General features: G+C 65.2%; 14 protein-coding genes. 6 read left to right on the top strand and 8 right to left on the bottom strand.

Features of this window, described 5'->3' with window-relative positions; all coding sequences use genetic code 11:
• Positions 1-4: 4 nt before the first annotated feature.
• The 3 genes from ACQR1X_RS15210 (at position 5) to ACQR1X_RS15200 (ending at position 3,268) form a co-directional block, all read left to right on the top strand.
• Positions 5-688, top strand: coding sequence for a hypothetical protein (locus ACQR1X_RS15210; RefSeq protein ID WP_316182633.1), 684 nt, complete (start codon positions 5-7; stop codon positions 686-688).
• 122 nt (positions 689-810) lie between these two features.
• Complete coding sequence (locus ACQR1X_RS15205; RefSeq protein WP_315805058.1) at positions 811-1,533, top strand: hypothetical protein; 723 nt, start codon at positions 811-813, stop codon at positions 1,531-1,533.
• A gap of 178 nt (positions 1,534-1,711) precedes the next feature.
• Positions 1,712-3,268 (top strand): hypothetical protein, encoded by a 1,557-nt coding sequence (locus ACQR1X_RS15200; protein WP_315805059.1) that lies wholly within the window; start codon positions 1,712-1,714, stop codon positions 3,266-3,268.
• A 102-nt stretch (positions 3,269-3,370) separates the two neighbouring features.
• Here ACQR1X_RS15200 and ACQR1X_RS15195 read toward each other — a convergent pair whose 3' ends face one another.
• On the bottom strand, positions 3,371-5,014 hold the full coding sequence (locus tag ACQR1X_RS15195; RefSeq protein ID WP_434899123.1) for a helix-turn-helix domain-containing protein: 1,644 nt from the start codon (positions 5,012-5,014) through the stop codon (positions 3,371-3,373).
• Positions 5,015-5,318: 304 nt separating this feature from the next.
• The gene (locus tag ACQR1X_RS15190) at positions 5,319-6,116 is read right to left on the bottom strand and encodes a hypothetical protein (RefSeq protein ID WP_316182627.1); all 798 of its coding nucleotides are present in this window, start codon (positions 6,114-6,116) and stop codon (positions 5,319-5,321) included.
• Between the two features lie 125 nt (positions 6,117-6,241).
• Between ACQR1X_RS15190 and ACQR1X_RS15185 the strand changes: the two genes are divergently transcribed.
• The 3 genes from ACQR1X_RS15185 to ACQR1X_RS15175 all read left to right on the top strand — a co-directional run bounded on the left by ACQR1X_RS15185 (position 6,242) and on the right by ACQR1X_RS15175 (position 9,783).
• Entirely contained in the window at positions 6,242-6,736 is a 495-nt protein-coding gene (locus ACQR1X_RS15185; protein WP_316182626.1) for a YaiI/YqxD family protein, read from the top strand.
• Positions 6,737-6,740: 4 nt separating this feature from the next.
• Positions 6,741-8,552: an ABC-F family ATP-binding cassette domain-containing protein gene (locus ACQR1X_RS15180; RefSeq protein WP_434899122.1), complete on the top strand. Its 1,812-nt coding sequence runs from the start codon at positions 6,741-6,743 to the stop codon at positions 8,550-8,552.
• Between the two features lie 151 nt (positions 8,553-8,703).
• Complete coding sequence (locus ACQR1X_RS15175) at positions 8,704-9,783, top strand: D-TA family PLP-dependent enzyme (protein ID WP_434848029.1); 1,080 nt, start codon at positions 8,704-8,706, stop codon at positions 9,781-9,783.
• Positions 9,784-9,950: 167 nt separating this feature from the next.
• Here ACQR1X_RS15175 and ACQR1X_RS15170 read toward each other — a convergent pair whose 3' ends face one another.
• From ACQR1X_RS15170 to mmsB, 6 genes are all read right to left on the bottom strand, one after another.
• The gene (locus tag ACQR1X_RS15170; RefSeq protein ID WP_434848028.1) at positions 9,951-10,238 is read right to left on the bottom strand and encodes a hypothetical protein; all 288 of its coding nucleotides are present in this window, start codon (positions 10,236-10,238) and stop codon (positions 9,951-9,953) included.
• Positions 10,235-11,473 (bottom strand): NAD(P)/FAD-dependent oxidoreductase, encoded by a 1,239-nt coding sequence (locus ACQR1X_RS15165; RefSeq protein ID WP_434899121.1) that lies wholly within the window; start codon positions 11,471-11,473, stop codon positions 10,235-10,237. The genes ACQR1X_RS15170 and ACQR1X_RS15165 overlap by 4 nt, the downstream gene beginning before the upstream one ends.
• Positions 11,474-11,626: 153 nt before the next feature.
• The gene (locus tag ACQR1X_RS15160; protein ID WP_315803159.1) at positions 11,627-12,544 is read right to left on the bottom strand and encodes an SDR family NAD(P)-dependent oxidoreductase; all 918 of its coding nucleotides are present in this window, start codon (positions 12,542-12,544) and stop codon (positions 11,627-11,629) included.
• A 171-nt stretch (positions 12,545-12,715) separates the two neighbouring features.
• A complete protein-coding gene (locus ACQR1X_RS15155) occupies positions 12,716-13,192 on the bottom strand; it encodes a MaoC family dehydratase (RefSeq protein WP_434899120.1) in 477 nt (158 codons plus the stop codon).
• 7 nt (positions 13,193-13,199) lie between these two features.
• Positions 13,200-14,930: an AMP-binding protein gene (locus ACQR1X_RS15150; RefSeq protein WP_434899119.1), complete on the bottom strand. Its 1,731-nt coding sequence runs from the start codon at positions 14,928-14,930 to the stop codon at positions 13,200-13,202.
• Positions 14,930-15,820 (bottom strand): 3-hydroxyisobutyrate dehydrogenase, encoded by an 891-nt coding sequence (mmsB, locus tag ACQR1X_RS15145; RefSeq protein ID WP_434895575.1) that lies wholly within the window; start codon positions 15,818-15,820, stop codon positions 14,930-14,932. Before mmsB ends, ACQR1X_RS15150 begins: the two co-directional genes overlap by 1 nt.
• Between the last annotated feature and the right edge of the window lie 10 nt (positions 15,821-15,830).

The raw sequence follows: 15,830 nt of genomic DNA, 5'->3' as shown, positions 1-15,830 counted from the left end.
CATCATGAGCGAGCAGCCCCCGTCCCAGACCTCTCCGCCGGAGAACGAGCCCGACATCCTGCTCGACAATCCCTATGCCAGCCCGATGTTGCCTGAAGCATTCATCGAGCAGATCGAGGAGCAGTCGGCGGCTCAGTCGGCGCGCGATACCGAAGTCGAAGCCGAGCTGATCGAGAGCGCCACCGACGAGGTCGTGTCGATCGAGGAGCATCTGGGCGAGATGGACGAGGCTGTGATCGAGGTGGACGAGCAGGTCGCCAGTCCCCTCTCCTCGCACTCCATCCACCAGATCGAGCATCGCCTGCTGGAGGCCTCCCGCGCGATCGCCGCGGCCCAGCAGGCGTTCAACGAAGCGGTTGGTCGCACGGCGGCCTCGATGGAGCGCAAGATGGCCGCGGCGCAGGCCGCCATGCTGTCACGCCGGGCGCAGGTCGAACCGCTGCAGCCGCCCGCGGACTACGCGCCGCCCACGGTCGAGACGGCCGAGCAGGCCGTCGCGGCCTCGATCGTCGCCACGCGCCAGGCCACCAACTTCACCGATCGTCAGCTCGCGGCGATGGCCGCCACCGGCCGCGCCATCATCGCCGAGGCCCAGCAGGCGGCCGAGCAGAGCGTCATCGCCGCCGAACGCTCGATCAGCGCCGCGCTGGCGGCGAGCCAGCCACAGAAGACGGCGGCTTCCGCCTGACGCCACGCAAACCACCTCGCTGCGGCTGCGGGTGATCCGACCTGCTGTGTCAGCGATACTCCCGAAGCGGTCGTAAGAACACCGCCTCCGGCACCGCCTATCACGCGGAAGGATCCAATCCGATGTGCTGCATCATCTTCGATCTCGCCAGCACCGGTGGCCTGGACACCCTCGCCTCGCCGGGTGCCGGCCTCCCTGGCGCGCTGCCCCAAGGCATGGGAACCCAAGGCGGCCTCTACGTGATCGTCAACGTTCCCACCAACAACAGATACATCGGGAAAGCCGGCAATCTGGCGGACCGCTTCGATGGTCGTATGCTCACCGTGAACGAGTTCGGACTGAGCACCAACAATCTCAGGGGCGTCGGCGCGTTCTGGGGTGTCGCCTACGCCTTCAACACGCCGCAACCTCCGTCGCCGCCACTGCCAGTCTTCAAGGTCGAGGCCGGCATCACCTACAACGCCCAAACGAACGATGGCCGCCTCGCCAACCTCCTCTTGCCCGGCCAATTCGCTCCGGGAACTCCACAATATGCTTTCGCCAGCGCGCTGCAGATGAACACGATGGAAACCTGCAGGGTCGCAGATCCCATCTATTCCCTTAAAGATCCAACGGTCTACATCGATTCAACGACAGTCGACGTCGAACAACTACTCATTCGATTCTTCAAGATGGCGATCGGCAGCGGCGGAACTCTCACAAACAAGCAAAAAAGTCTGAATGCGTTCGTGAATTCAACCGGCAACAGCATGATCGTTGCGGTGTCGTGGGGCGCATGCCAAGCGCTCGGATTCCCGACCAGCGGCTTCACCATCATCACGATCGCCAACGGCGGCGCGCTTTGACGATCGCCGCGGGACTACCGTCCCGCCGCAGCGCGCGGGCCGTGCCGATCGACCCCGAGCGTAACGCCAACGGCAAAACGGTGAACATCAGAACTGATTCCCATTCGATTGCGCCGGGGGATGCGAGGCTTGCAGGCATACGGTGCTCACATCAAACAAAGAGAAGAGGACGATCAGGATGCCAAAAGGCGACGAACCAACGATCTTCGTGACCAAGGACGACAGGCAAGTCGTCATCGCGTCAGGAGGCGAGCAGATCAGCCCCAACAGCTACGGCTTCGAGATCGAATTCTGCAGCCACAACAGCTGGGTGTTCCAATTCACTCACGTTGAAGCAGCCGACATCGAATTGACGGTTGGAGACTCGCCGGAAGCAAAAGCCGTCTGGACGATCGAGACCGATTCGGACAACGTCTTCGAACTCACCACGGGCAAGACGTGGTTTTCGACCGTCGCGGACGCCTACCTTGCCAAAGACCGACTTGCTGAATATCTCGTCGCTTCTGTATCCGGGACATCGACGCAAAAATATGTGACTTTCCTGCAATGGAAGGCGGCGCTCGCAAGCGAGGCCTTCGATACCCTCGTCAAGAATTTCTTTGGCAAAGCGTTGAAAAAAGCCGAGGCGAAGAATCGCAGCTCCACTCAAGTTCTTGTTCAACTGAACGAAAACAACATTGACGATACGACTAATGTCGGCGCGGCCCTATGGACGTTCGCCAAGAACGAGGGAAGCCCCCAAGATCCACAACCGTGGAACGATTACCTCAACAACATCCTCCTTGGGCGCAGCCAGAAAGACCCAAAAGAAGGCTTTTCTTCGCAGGTCAACATGCCCATGACCTTGCAAGGTTATTTTTTATACCAAATGGCGTGGAAACTACCTCGTGAAAATCTGCGCTTCAGCAAGGGCGTGGTACGGCCATCCTGGATCTGGTTGAACGTCATGGCCGAAGTCTATAGCGGATACATGTCATTGCTTACAAAGATCTATAAGGACGTCGGTCAGATTGATCCGGCGAAAGTTCCAGTCGAACTGAACATGACTATTGCAGAACTCAAGAAGTCCGCGTTTGTTTTCCTTGTTACGAACAAGGTGGTATGCGGTGCAATGGGCGCTCTGAGCGAGATGAATCAGCTCAAGCTCCAGGAAATCGCATACGCCGAAAAATCGACGTTGATCTTTCGGGATCCATACCCCTTTGAGGAACAGATCAATTCATATCAAGTGGACCAATTCCCGGGCTGGTGGCGCTGGTTGCCATTTCATAGCTACCTGAAGGATTTAACGGCACTCTGGTTTAAAGCTGCGCTGCTGGACGTGATCAGCAAGGAAGACTTTGATCGCACGTTTTACGGCAAGCTCGGCGAAGTTCTCTTGTCCGGAGAAACGGCTGCGATTTGGCTGGACGCACTCGCAAAATTTCAACGCGAGTACATAGAGAAGGCCGGAAAGAAACCTTACTCACGGCTCGCGACGTACGACGTCAAATCTCTCTGTAAAGCGATCAACATGGTGGAGAAAGCGCTGGGCGCAATGCTCCTGAACGCGAGCAATCCATCCACCGATCTTGCTTTCAATCTGCCGCCGCCAAATGCGCGCCCGTTTCTTGACTATTCCAGAGCACCGAAGTGGGAAGGACGCTACGACACCATGTGGTCTTCGATCAAACTACCGGGGTCCTCGCCGTCGACCGGTGATTGGACGTACCTCGTTGAGCATCGCCGGCATTAGGCGACGGAGAATGCCTTGGGTGGAAATGCGTCTTTTTCATACCAACCCTCGGCGGCGCTTACATGTTTCCAAAGCCTCTGTGAAAGAGGACAACCGCCCCCCTCACTCCGCCGCCATGCGCCGGTACTCGCGCGGGGTGCGGCCGACCTGACGGCGGAAGTATTTCTCGAAATGGCTGAGATCGGCGAAGCCGACCTGTAGCGCCACATCGGTGATCGGCTGCCGCGCATTCGTTGCCAGCAACTCCTTGGCTTTCTCGACCCGAATGCGCGACAGCATTGCCTTGCACGAGGTCTGCAGGCTGTGGCGAAACAGGAAGCTCAGATGCGACTGGCTGACATGGGCCTGGCGTGCCAGGCTGCCGAGCCGGATCGGCTCGGCATAGTGATCGACGAGATACAGAAGTGCCCGGCGCAGATTGGGATGCAGGCGCGACAGCGCCGTGATGTCCTTGTTGAGCACGTGGCGAATCCAATCATCCGCTTCCGCCCCGATTTCCGGCCTCGCGGACGCTTGCTCGCGAACGGCTTCGGCCGGCGGCAACGCCGGTGACGGTGCCGCCGACGTCACCGTCACGCGCTCGGCCCGCGCGTGGAGAGCCGGGAAATAGCGCCTGATGTCCTCGGCACGGATCCTCGCACGTCCGGTCATGACCGCGAGCCGGGCGACCACGCGCTCGACCTCGAACGCGTTCTCCGGCCACGGATAGCTGCGGCACAGATCGAGCATCTCGGCGCTGATCTTGTCTTCGGCGCGATGACCATGTCCCTCGAGCGCAGCGATGACGAGCGGCTCGATGTCGTCGCAGCGCTCGCGCAGCGGCGGCACGCTGACGGGCAGAAAGTCGAGCTCGGCCAGCAATTGGCGCGAGAAGGAGCGCTCGGCCACCATGCGCGGCAGATCGCCGCCGGCCGAGGCGATCACGCGCACGCGCGTCGTGTTCGACACGTCCAGCCATTGTCCCAGGCGAGAATGCATGTGCTGCGGCAATTCGTTCTGCAGACCGGGCGCCAGCATGTCGATGTCGCTGAAGAACAGCGTGCCGCCCTCGGCCTGCCGAAACCAGTCCTGCGGCGCCCCCCGCGGCTGCGCGCAATTGACCTGCACGAACGGCAGATCGCGGCGCGGCCCGCAGCAATGGATCGCGGCGGCCAGATACGGCGTCTCGGTCCCGAACTCGCCCTGCAACAGGCACGGCAGATCGCTGTGCGACGCCTTCTCGACGAAGATCTCGAGATTTCGGACCGCCTCGCTCACACCCACCAACAGCAGCGAGCGGCCCAGGCGCTGCCGTGCCCACTCGCAGACCTCGTGGCGCTTGATCACGAAGGCGAGCTGGCGCGCGCAATCCGCCAGCGCGTCGGACAGGTCCGGCCCGCCCCGCCGCCCCTCCCAGGCCAACGTCAAACGGCCGATCCCGACGTCGGCATAGACCAGCGGCGCCGTCACGGATGGCGTCGGTTCGAGCCGCCATTCCGGCGCACGCCGCGGCTCGCGCTCGGCGGTGGCCGCAACACCGCCGTCTCTTTCGCTGAGCCAGTCCTGCACGGTTTCCGATCCGGATCGGGACAGGACGATGCGGCCGAGATCGGCGACGGCAATCTCCACAGTCGCCGCCCGCGACAGCTCCGCCAGACGCTGTGCATAGCTTGCCAGGAAATCGACGACGTTGAGATACGGCCGGCTCATCCTGGACAGATCGCGCCAGGCCTGATCGCCGCCGTCGAGTCCCCGCTGGTCTTTCATGACCCGGCTCAGCGCACGGACGCGTTGTGTCGATGATCCAACATGGCGGGCACGTTACCGCGGCTCCGACGCCGCTTCCGACCGAAGCGGCCGGCCCGATCTGCCCACCTTGTGCATCGCTTGCCAGAATTCATGGTCCCCCATGACGCAGCCCGCGGCCACGCCGCATCTCCCATGTCCGATCATTGGCCCTTCCCCCTCACAACTACGGGCCAACCAAACCATACACAATTTTAGATTGAGTGTGAATGAATTCACAAGCAGGCCATCAAATGGTCTTGATGACTGATGCGATTCGTCGCGGCTATCCGCGCTGTTCGCGTGGCTGATAGATCGCCACGTGATGGCAATGCGCGAGCGGGCGGTCGCCATTGGCGACCACCAGCGCATCGAGCTCGACGAAGCGGTGACCCTTCTTCTCGTAGTTGGCAACCACACGGCCGCGCGCGGTGATCTCGTCGGCTTCTTCGATCGCCGACAGCAGTTGCATGCGGCTGCCGACGTGAATCCAGGGGCCGAGGACGACGTTGTCGACGAGCAGCCGGTTCATCACCCGCTGCAGCATGCCGGGATGGCCGAGCCGCTCGTTGGCATAGATCGGATCGCGCTCGCGAATCTCAGAAAGATAGGCGGTAGCCGCCTGCCCTGGCCACGCGCGCGGCGCCGTGCCGAGCCAGCTGCCGACAGCGAAAGACTCCGCACTGACGAGCGGCCGCACCGCCGCGGCCGGAACATCCCGGTACTCGGCCAGCACGACATCCGGCACCGACGCGGGCAGCGAGGCTGAACCGGTGGCGCAGAGCTGCCCTCGGCTGATCACCTCAAGGGCGAGCCCGTCGGAGGTCTCGTTCGCGACGACCTCCGCGATCTCGCCGTCATAGACCGGCTTGGTGAACCGTGCCTCGATCAGCCCACGCTCCAGGAACGCCCGCCCCCAGCGTGCGACGGGCTGATGCAGCATATAGGCCAGCACCTCGACGCCGGGTACGAGACCGCCGGCGAAGCCGAATCGCCGCGCCACACTGTCGTCGTGCATCTTGTTCTCGGACTGCTTGGCCGTGTTGAACGCCTCGACCGCATACGTCGCGATTCTGCCCGACATCCTTGCCTCCCTTTCACCGTTTTCGGGCGATGGTAGCGGCCGGAAAGGCCCTGGCAAGCGGCGCGTTTGGCTCGCAATTCCCGGCGCGATGGAGTACCAACCGGACCATTCCAACCGATGGCCCGATGACGACCGAAACCGCCCCGATCCGCATCTATGTCGACGCCGACGCCTGCCCGGTGAAGGACGAGATCTACCGCGTTGCGATCCGGCATGGCCTGCCGGTGACCGTCGTCGCCGGTGGCTTCATCCGCGTGCCCGAGGATCCCCTGATCACGCGCGTGGCGGCCGGCAGCGCCATGGATGCCGCGGATGACTGGATCGCCGAGCGCACCGGCGCTGACGACATCGTCATCACGGCGGACATTCCGCTGGCCAGCCGCTGCGTCAAGGCCGGCAGCGCCGTGATCGCGCCGAACGGCAAGCCGTTCACGGCGGAGTCGATCGGCATGACGCTCGCCGTGCGCAACCTCATGACCGATCTGCGGTCATCGGGCGAGGTGACCGGCGGCCCGCGCTCGTTCACGCCGCGCGACCGCTCCACCTTCCTTTCCACCCTCGACACCACGATCCGCCGCCTGCAGCGCCAGCGCGCGGCGCGGACCCAGCAGCAGAGCTAACCTCATGGCGCCGCCTCTCATCCAACTCAAGGACATCCGCCTGACCTTCGGCGGCACGGCCCTGCTGCAGGGTGTCGAGCTGTCGGTCTCGCCAGGCGAGCGCGTCTGCCTGATCGGCCGCAACGGCTCCGGCAAGTCGACGCTGCTCAAGATCGCCGCCGGCCTGGTCGAATGCGACAGCGGCACCCGCTTCGTGCAGCCGGGCGCCACGGTGCGCTATCTGCCGCAGGAGCCGGATTTCTCCGGCCATGCCACCACGCTGTCCTATGTCGAGGCCGGACTCGGGCCGGGCGACGATCACTATCAGGCACGCTATCTCGTCGAGCAGCTCGGAATGACCGGAGAAGAGGATCCCGCTGAAGTCTCCGGCGGCGAGGCGCGCCGCGCGGCGCTGGCGCGCGTGCTCGCGCCCAACCCCGACATCCTGCTGCTGGACGAGCCGACCAACCACCTCGACCTCACGACCATCGAGTGGCTGGAAAACGAGCTCGACGGCCGAAGCTCGGCGCTGGTGCTGATCAGTCACGATCGTCGCTTCCTCACCAATCTGTCGCGCGCGACCGCTTGGCTCGACCGCGGCCAGATCAGGCAGATCGATCGCGGCTTTGCGGCATTCGAGGCGTGGCGCGACGAGGTGCTGGCGGAAGAAGAGCGTGAGCAGCACAAGCTCGACCGCAAGATCGTCAACGAGGAGCACTGGCTGCGCTACGGCGTCTCCGGCCGGCGCAAGCGCAACGTCAAGCGGCTCGCCAATCTGCATGCGCTCAGGCAGCAGCGCCGCGACTATCGCGGTACGGCCGGCAGCGCCAATCTCGCCGCGGCGGAAGCCGACAAGTCCGGCAAGCTGGTGATCGAGGCCAAGGGCGCATCGAAGAGCTATGGCGACCGCAGGATCGTCGACAATTTCTCCATCCGCATCCAGCGCGGCGACCGCATCGGCATCGTCGGCCCCAACGGCGCCGGCAAGACCACGCTGGTCAATCTGCTCACCGGCGGCAGCGAGCCCGACAGCGGCAGCATCAGGCTCGGCGTCAATCTGGAGACGGCGACGCTCGACCAGCACCGCGAGAGCCTCGATCCCCGGACGACGCTCGCCGACGCGCTGACGGGCGGCCGCGGCGATCACGTCATGGTGGCCGGCAAGCCGAGGCACGTCGTCGGCTACATGGAGGACTTCCTGTTCTCGCGCGAGCAGATGCGCACGCCGCTCGAAGTGCTATCGGGGGGCGAGCGCGGCCGGCTGATGCTGGCGCGCGCGCTGGCCAAGCCATCGAACCTCTTGGTGCTGGACGAGCCGACCAACGATCTCGACCTCGAGACGCTCGACGTGCTCGAGGACATGCTCGGCGACTACGAAGGCACGGTGATCCTGATCAGCCACGACCGCGACTTCCTGGACCGCGTCGTGACCTCGGTGATCGTGCCCGAGGGCAACGGCAAATGGCAGGAATATGCCGGCGGCTACAGCGACATGCTGGCGCAGCGCGGCGCCGACCTGAAGCGCGAGCATGCCAAGGCGGCTGAGGAGAAGAAGGAGGCCAAGCCGGCTGCGACAGTGCCGGCGAGCGCGCCGAAGCGCAAGCTCTCCTTCAACGAGAAGCACGCGCTGGAGACCCTGCCGAAGACGATCGCGAAGCTGCAGGCCGAGATTGCCAAGCAGCAGGCCGTGCTCGCGGATCCTGCTCTTTACGCCAAGGACCGCAAAAAGTTCGACGCCGCCTCCCTCGCCATCGCCACCGCGCAGGCCGAGCTCACCGCCGCGGAAGACCGCTGGCTGGAGCTGGAAGTGCTGCGCGAGGAAATCGAGGGGGCTTGATGTTTACGTAGGATGGGCAAAGGCGCGCAAGCGCCGTGCCCACCACGAGCTTGCGCAACAGAAGACGGTGGGCACGCTTCGTTTTGCCCACCCGACATTCTCTCCGTCATCGCTTCGCTCCTCGCAATGACGGCAACATGGAGTGAATGACATGACCACCCCGCTCGCCGCCAGGATCGCCCGTGAGTACGGCACGCCCTGCGCCGTCATCGACATGGACAGGGTCGAGCGCAACATCGCGCGCATCCAGGCCCAGTGCGAGGCCGCGGGCGTCGCCAACCGACCGCACATCAAGACGCACAAGAGCCCGGTGCTCGCGAAACTGCAGATCGAGGCCGGCGCGCAAGGAATCACCTGCCAGAAGATCGGCGAGGCCGAGATCATGGCGGACGCCGGCATCGCCGACATCCTGATCAGCTACAATCTGATCGGAGAGGAGAAGATGGCCCGCCTCGCCGCGCTGCAGGCCAAGGCCGACATGACCGTCGCCGCCGATAACGCGACCGTCATCGCCGGCCTGCCGCAGGCGGCAAAGCAGTCGGGCCGCACGCTGTCGGTCGTGGTCGAATGCGACACCGGGCGCAAGCGGGCCGGGGTCGAGACGCCGGCCGAGGCGATCCAGCTCGCGCGCCAGATCAAAGCCTCCGAGGGACTGCGCTTCGCCGGCTTCATGCTGTACCCGACCGAGAGCGGCTGGGACGAGGCACAGCGCTTTTACGACGATGCGCTGGCCGGCGTGCGCGCCGAGGGGCTGGACGCTGCCATCGTCTCGACCGGCGGCTCGCCGAACCTGAAGAATCTCGGCAAGCTCAGGGGCGCGACCGAGCATCGGCCGGGTACCTATATCTACAACGACCGCATGCAGGTCGCCGCCGGCGTCGCCACCTGGGACGACTGCGCGCTGCACATCTACTCGACCGTCGTCAGCCGCGCCGCGCCCGAGCGCGGCATTCTCGATGCCGGCTCGAAGACGCTGACGACCGACACTGGCGGGCTCGACGGCCACGGCCTGATCCTGGAACACCCCGAAGCCAAGATCGCGCGCTTCGCCGAGGAACACGGCTTCCTCGATCTGTCGCGCAGCAACACCCGCCCCCATGTCGGCGACGTCGTCCGCATCGTCCCCAACCACGTCTGCGTCGTCGTCAACATGATGGACGAGGTGGTGATGGTGCGCGGCGAGGAGATTTTGGGCACGCTGCCGGTCGCGGCGCGGGGGAAGCTGCGATAGGGGGCGCTCTCTCAGCCCGTCATTGCGAGGAGCGAAGCGACAAAGCAATCCAGAGCCGCACGTGCCGCCCTGGATTGCTTCCGCCGTCGCCCTTCGGGCTCTGGCGGACAAGTCGCTTCGCTCGCAATGACCGCGGAAACTGAGGTTGGCTCCTTCCGACATCACGATCAGTCGAGAGACATACGCCAATCATCGAGCGAGTCGTAGATCACGGTTGTCGGCCACCGCAGGTCAGCTTCACGACAGCCAGACCACGTGAGGTGCACTACAGCCACGCGGCCGTCACTCAATGCAACGAGGACATCATCACAATCGTCACGCTTTGCGATGATGCTGCTGGGCAGATTTGCCAGCGCGTGACCTGGAGCAATTTCGCGCGCCAGCTCGGCCTCGAATGTTGTCCGCACATGATCTTCGGTGAGCGCACACCAGGGCTCAGGGAGCAGCTCGATCACGACAGCCCAGCCCCTCTCAGCCACTTCAACACGCCCTTCCCCGCAGCCGCGCCAGTCGCAAACGACGCCTGCAGCAGATAGCCGCCGGTCGGCGCCTCCCAGTTCAGCATCTCTCCAGCGGCGAACACGCCGGGCAGTCGCCGCAGCATGTAGTCGGCGTCGAGCTCATCGCGGGCGATGCCGCCGGCGCTGGAGATGGCGCGCGCGAGCCCGGCGGTGCCGGTCAGCTTGATCGGCAGGGCGTTGATCAGTGCCGCGAGACGGTCGGGCGGTAGCGACGACAACGACAGCCCTTGCGTCTTTGCTGCCTCCTGCAGCAGGCCGATCGCGACCGGCGACAACTGCAACGCCTTGCGGAGCACATTCGAGAACGACTGCTTGCCGCGTGGAGCCGATAGCTTCTTGATCAGATCAGCGGCAGCGAGATCGGGCCGCAGCGCGACGTGCAGGACAGCCTCGCCATGAACAGCCACGGCCTCCCGCAGCTCGGCCGACAGTGCATAGACCGCGCCGCCTTCGATGCCGTCCCGCGTCACGACCGCCTCGCCGCGCACGCTGCGCTCGCCGAACGCCAGCGCGATGCCCTTCAGCGGCTGGCCCTCGAAGCGGTCGCGGAAGATGTCGGACCAGCCGACGGTGAAGCCGCAATTGGCGGGCCGCAGCGGCGCGATCGCGACGCCCTTGGCGGCGAGGATCGGCACCCAGCCGCCGTCGGATCCGAGCCGCGGCCAGGAGGCGCCGCCGAGTGCCAGCACGGTCGCGTCGGCTGCCACGGTGTGCGGACCGTTCGGCGTCTCGAAGGTCAGATGTTCCCGGTCGTCCCAGCCGGTCCAGCGATGCCGTAGCGCGACGCGCACGCCCTGCGCATCGAGCCGGCGCAGCCACGCCCGCAGCAACGGCGAGGCTTTCATTGCGACCGGAAACACGCGGCCCGAGGAGCCGACGAAGGTCGGCTCGCCCAACGCCTCGCACCAGTCGCGCAGTTGTTGCGGCGAGAAAGCCTGGATGGCCGGCGCAAGCCACGACGCAGCGTCGCGATAGCGCGACAGGAACAGCGGCAGCTCTTCGCTGTGCGTGAGATTGAGGCCCCCTCGCCCCGCCATCAGGAACTTGCGGGCAACCGACGGCATCGCGTCGTAGACGGTGACGGCGACGCCGCCGCCCGCCAGCACCTCGGCGGCCATGAGCCCAGCCGGGCCGGCCCCGATGACCGCAATGTGCTTTAAAGAGGACATGTCGTCAGTTTAGGCCCCCCACCGCACCAAGCCAAAGGTCGTCATGCCCGGGCTTGTCCCGGGCATCCACGCCCGTCCACGCCGCAGTGCCAAAGACGTGGATGGCCGGGTCAAGCCCGGCCATGACGGTGAGTGTGGAGCGGGCTTCGTGCCCTACAGCTTGATCCCCAGCCGTGCCGCTGCCTGCGACACGTACTTCTGGGTCTGCTCGAACGCACCCTGCAGCGCTCGCGCCTTCGACATGTCGCTGATCTCTTGGAAATGCGCGGCGACCGCGTCCGGCGTCCACTCCTCCGGCGGCAGATTGATGCCCTCGCTCTCCAGGATCCTGATCACCGCGAACGAGCCCGCACCCGCACCCATGATGGTGCGCGTGGGCGCGTCCTCGCTGAGCAGATACTCCACCGCAGGCGTGATCGATTCCGGCTTCATCAGCTCCAGCGCCTGCGGCGGCAGCAGCTCCTCGGTCATGCGCGTGGCCGCGGTCGGCGAGATGATGTTGACGCGGATGTTGGTCTTGCGGCCCTCTTCCGCCAGCACGTTCATCAGGCCGACCATGCCGGTCTTCGCCGCGCCGTAATTGGCCTGGCCGAAATTGCCGAACAGGCCGGAGGACGAGGTCGTCATGACGATGCGGCCGTAGTTGCGCTCGCGCATGCCGTTCCACACCGCCTTGCAGCAGTAGAAGGTGCCGACCAGATGCACGTCCAGCACCTTGGCGAAATCCGCCACCTCCATCTTGGCGAACGACTTGTCTCTGAGGATGCCGGCATTGGCGCACATGATGTCGACGCTGCCCCACTCCTTGGTGGCGCGCTCGACCATCGCCGTGACCTGCTCGAAATTCGAGACGTCGGCGCCGTCGGCCATCGCGGTGCCGCCGGCCTTGCGGATCTCCTCGACCACCGTCTCGGCAGCGGTCATCGAGCCGCCGGTGCCATCGCGCGCGCCGCCGAAATCATTGACCACGACCTTGGCGCCGCGGCTCGCCAGTCCCAGCGCATGCGCGCGTCCGAGACCATTGCCTGCGCCGGTAACGATGGCGACGCGTCCGTCAAATCTGATTGCCATGATCTTTTCCTTCAGTGAGGTCGTCATGCCCGGGCCTGACCCGCCTGCGGGGCCGAAGCCCCTTCGGCGCGGCGAAGGCCCGGGCATCCATCCACTTCGAAAGACTCTCAGTCTTGATGGATCGCCGGGTCACGCCCGGCGATGACGATGGGTGGGTTGTGACGAAGATTGTTAGCTCAGATAGATCAGCCCGATCCAGTCGGCGACCAGCGCGGGCTTGTCTTCGCCCTCGATCTCGACCGTGACATGGGTGCGCGACTGCAACTCCTTCGGCTTGCGCAGCGTGGCTTCCGCCAGCACGAAGCGGCCGCGCACGCGTTTTCCCGATTTCACCGGCGAGATGAAGCGCAGCTTGTCGAAGCCGTAGTTGACGCCCATCGCCGTGCCCTCGATCGCCGGCATGACCTCGTAGGACATCACCGACAGCAGCGACATGGTGAGGAAGCCGTGCGCGATGGTCGTGCCGAACGGCGTCCCCTTGGCCTTCTCCGGATCGACGTGGATGAACTGATGATCCTCAATGACATCGGCATAGGTGTCGATGCGCTTCTGATCGAGCACGTGCCATGACGACACGCCGATCTCCCGGCCGACCATGGCCTGGTAGGCTTCAAGCGAAATCGGCGGCTTCTTCCAGATCTGGTTCATGCGTTTCCTACACCTCGTGCCCGGACGGCCTGGTCTTCAGCTCCGGGAAATCCTCTTCCTTGAACTCCGTGCCGCGCAGATGATCCGTGCGGTTGTTCTCGTGCTCCAGCCGGCGCAACTGCACGCGGCGGATTTTTCCGGAGATCGTCTTCGGCAGCTCGCTGACCAGCTCGAGCCGGCGGATCCGCTTGAACGGCGCGAGCCGCGCCTGCAGATGCGCGAAGATCGACAGCGCCGTCGCGCGCGAGCGCTCCGCGCCGGAGGTCAACAGCACGTAGGCTTTCGGGATCGCAAGCCTGATCGGATCAGGGCTTGGCACCACGGCGGCCTCGGCGACCGCCTCGTGCTCCAACAACACGCTCTCCAACTCGAACGGCGAGATGCGGTAGTCGGACGATTTGAACACGTCGTCGGAGCGGCCGACGAAGGTGAGGTAGCCCTCATCGTCCCGGAACACGACGTCGCCAGTGCGATAGCGCGTGCCGTCGGCGCCGGACAGCTTGCCGTCGTCGCCCTGATAGCCCTGCATCAGCCCGGCCGGGCGCTCGCCTGACAGCGCCAGCGTGATCTCGCCCTCGCTTGCCAGATTGCCGTCGATGTCGGCGACCTCGACGCGATAGCCCGGCAGCGGCCGGCCCATCGAGCCGATCTTCAATTTCTGGCCCGGCGAGTTACCGACGATCGCGGCGGTCTCGGTCTGGCCATAGCCGTCGCGGATCGTCAGCCCCCAGGCGGCGCGCACCTGATCGATGACTTCCGGATTGAGCGGCTCGCCGGCGCCGCAGGCCTCGCGCAGGCTGACCTTGAAGTCGGCGAGATGCTCCTGGATGAACAGCCGCCACACCGTCGGCGGCGCGCACAGCGTGGTGACGCCGCAACGTTTGATGATCGCGAGCAGCCCCTTGGCGTCGAAGCGCGGCTGGTTGACGACGAACACTGTCGCGCCGGCATTCCACGGCGAGAAGAAGCAGCTCCAGGCATGCTTGGCCCAGCCCGGGGAGGAGATGTTGAGATGCACGTCGCCCGGCTGCAGGCCGAGCCAGTACATCGTGGAGAGATGGCCGACCGGGTAGCTGCGATGGCTGTGCCGCACCAGCTTCGGCTTGGCCGTGGTGCCCGAGGTGAAATAGAGCAGCATCGGATCATCCGGCTGCGTCGGCCCATCCGGAGTGAACGCCTCGGCCGTATCAGCCGCCTGCTCGAACGGCAGCCAGCCGGCAGGTGCCGCCGGCGCGCCGACGACGATGCGGACGAGATCATCTGCGCCGAGATCGGCGAACTTCGCCACCTGATCCTGCGCGGCGACGACGGCTTTCGCGCGGCCGCGCTCCAGGCGATCACGCAACTCGTCGGTGGTCAGCAGCGTGGTCGCGGGGATCACGACGACGCCGAGCTTCATCGCCGCCAGCATGGTCTCCCACAGCGGCACGACGTTGCCGAGCAGCAGCAGCAGATGGTCGCCGCGTTTCAGCCCCTGCGCGCGCAGGAAATTCGCAACCTGGTTGGAGCGGCGCGACAGCGCGGCAAAGGACAGCTTGGTCTGGCGGTCCTGCGCGGCATCGAAGATCCATAACGCCGTGCGGTCGCGGCTCTCCGGATCGGATGCAAGCTCGGCATCGAACCAGTCGAGCGCCCAGTTGAAGGGCGCCGGATCGGGCCAGCGAAAACCCTGCACCGCGGCATCGTAGTCGGTGCGATGCGCCAGCAGAAACGCGCGTGCGTCCTTGAATGTCGTCATCAGGTGGTCCCGGCGAGCTTGCGGACGTGCTGAATGATCCCGGAGAAATCGACGCCACCATGGCCGGCGGCCTCGAACGCCTTGTAGATCTCCTGCGCGTGCTGCCCGAGCGGCGTCGCCGCGCCGGCGGCCTTGGCGGCGTCCTGCGACAGCGTGAGATCCTTCAGCATCAGCGCGGTCGCGAAGCCCGGCTTGTAGTCGTTGTTGGCGGGCGAGGCCGGCACCGGGCCCGGCACCGGGCAATAGGACGTCAGCGACCAGCACTGGCCCGACGAGGTCGAGGCGACGTCGAACAGCGCCTGATGCGACAGGCCGAGCTTTTCGCCTAGCGCAAAGGCCTCGCTGACCGCGATCATCGAAATGCCCAGGATCATGTTGTTGCAGATCTTGGCCGCCTGACCGGCGCCGGCGCCGCCGCAATGGACGATCTTCTTGCCCATCTTCTCCAGGATCGGCTGGGCCGCGGCGAACGCGCCCTCCTCGCCGCCGCACATGAAGGTGAGCGTCGCGGCCTTGGCGCCGCCGGTACCGCCGGACACCGGTGCATCGACGGCAGCGATGCCGTGCTTGGCGGCCAGCGCATGCGCGGCGCGCGCGCTCTCGACGTCGATGGTCGAGGAGTCGATGATGACAGCGCCCTTGGACATCGCCGGCACGACCTCGTTCCAGACCGCCAGCACATGCTTGCCGGCCGGCAGCATGGTGACGACGGCGTCGGCGCCTTTGGCCGCCGCGACGGCGCTGTGGGCGATCTCGGCGCCATCGGCCTTGGCCTGCGCACGCGAGGCTTCGACCAGATCGAATGCCACCACCTTGTGGCCGGCCTTGACCAGGTTGGCGGCCATCGGGCCGCCCATGTTGCCGAGGCCGATGAATGCGATCGTTGCCATGGTTCGTTCT

The sequence above is a fragment of the Bradyrhizobium sp. HKCCYLRH3073 genome (assembly GCF_051167995.1).
Lineage (GTDB): Bacteria > Pseudomonadota > Alphaproteobacteria > Rhizobiales > Xanthobacteraceae > Bradyrhizobium.
This window is presented reverse-complemented; position numbering and strand designations above follow the sequence as displayed.

Bases quoted from the DNA above. Each gene is read 5' to 3' on its own strand.
- ACQR1X_RS15190 (WP_316182627.1), bottom strand. From the start codon at position 6,116: ATGTCGGGCAGAATCGCGACGTATGCGGTCGAGGCGTTCAACACGGCC.
- ACQR1X_RS15180 (WP_434899122.1), top strand. From the start codon at position 6,741: ATGGCGCCGCCTCTCATCCAACTCAAGGACATCCGCCTGACCTTCGGC.
- ACQR1X_RS15185 (WP_316182626.1), top strand. From the start codon at position 6,242: ATGACGACCGAAACCGCCCCGATCCGCATCTATGTCGACGCCGACGCC.
- ACQR1X_RS15175 (WP_434848029.1), top strand. From the start codon at position 8,704: ATGACCACCCCGCTCGCCGCCAGGATCGCCCGTGAGTACGGCACGCCC.
- ACQR1X_RS15165 (WP_434899121.1), bottom strand. From the start codon at position 11,473: ATGTCCTCTTTAAAGCACATTGCGGTCATCGGGGCCGGCCCGGCTGGG.
- ACQR1X_RS15150 (WP_434899119.1), bottom strand. From the start codon at position 14,930: ATGACGACATTCAAGGACGCACGCGCGTTTCTGCTGGCGCATCGCACC.
- ACQR1X_RS15200 (WP_315805059.1), top strand. From the start codon at position 1,712: ATGCCAAAAGGCGACGAACCAACGATCTTCGTGACCAAGGACGACAGG.
- ACQR1X_RS15210 (WP_316182633.1), top strand. From the start codon at position 5: ATGAGCGAGCAGCCCCCGTCCCAGACCTCTCCGCCGGAGAACGAGCCC.
- ACQR1X_RS15155 (WP_434899120.1), bottom strand. From the start codon at position 13,192: ATGAACCAGATCTGGAAGAAGCCGCCGATTTCGCTTGAAGCCTACCAG.
- ACQR1X_RS15195 (WP_434899123.1), bottom strand. From the start codon at position 5,014: ATGAAAGACCAGCGGGGACTCGACGGCGGCGATCAGGCCTGGCGCGAT.
- ACQR1X_RS15205 (WP_315805058.1), top strand. From the start codon at position 811: ATGTGCTGCATCATCTTCGATCTCGCCAGCACCGGTGGCCTGGACACC.
- ACQR1X_RS15160 (WP_315803159.1), bottom strand. From the start codon at position 12,544: ATGGCAATCAGATTTGACGGACGCGTCGCCATCGTTACCGGCGCAGGC.
- mmsB (WP_434895575.1), bottom strand. From the start codon at position 15,820: ATGGCAACGATCGCATTCATCGGCCTCGGCAACATGGGCGGCCCGATG.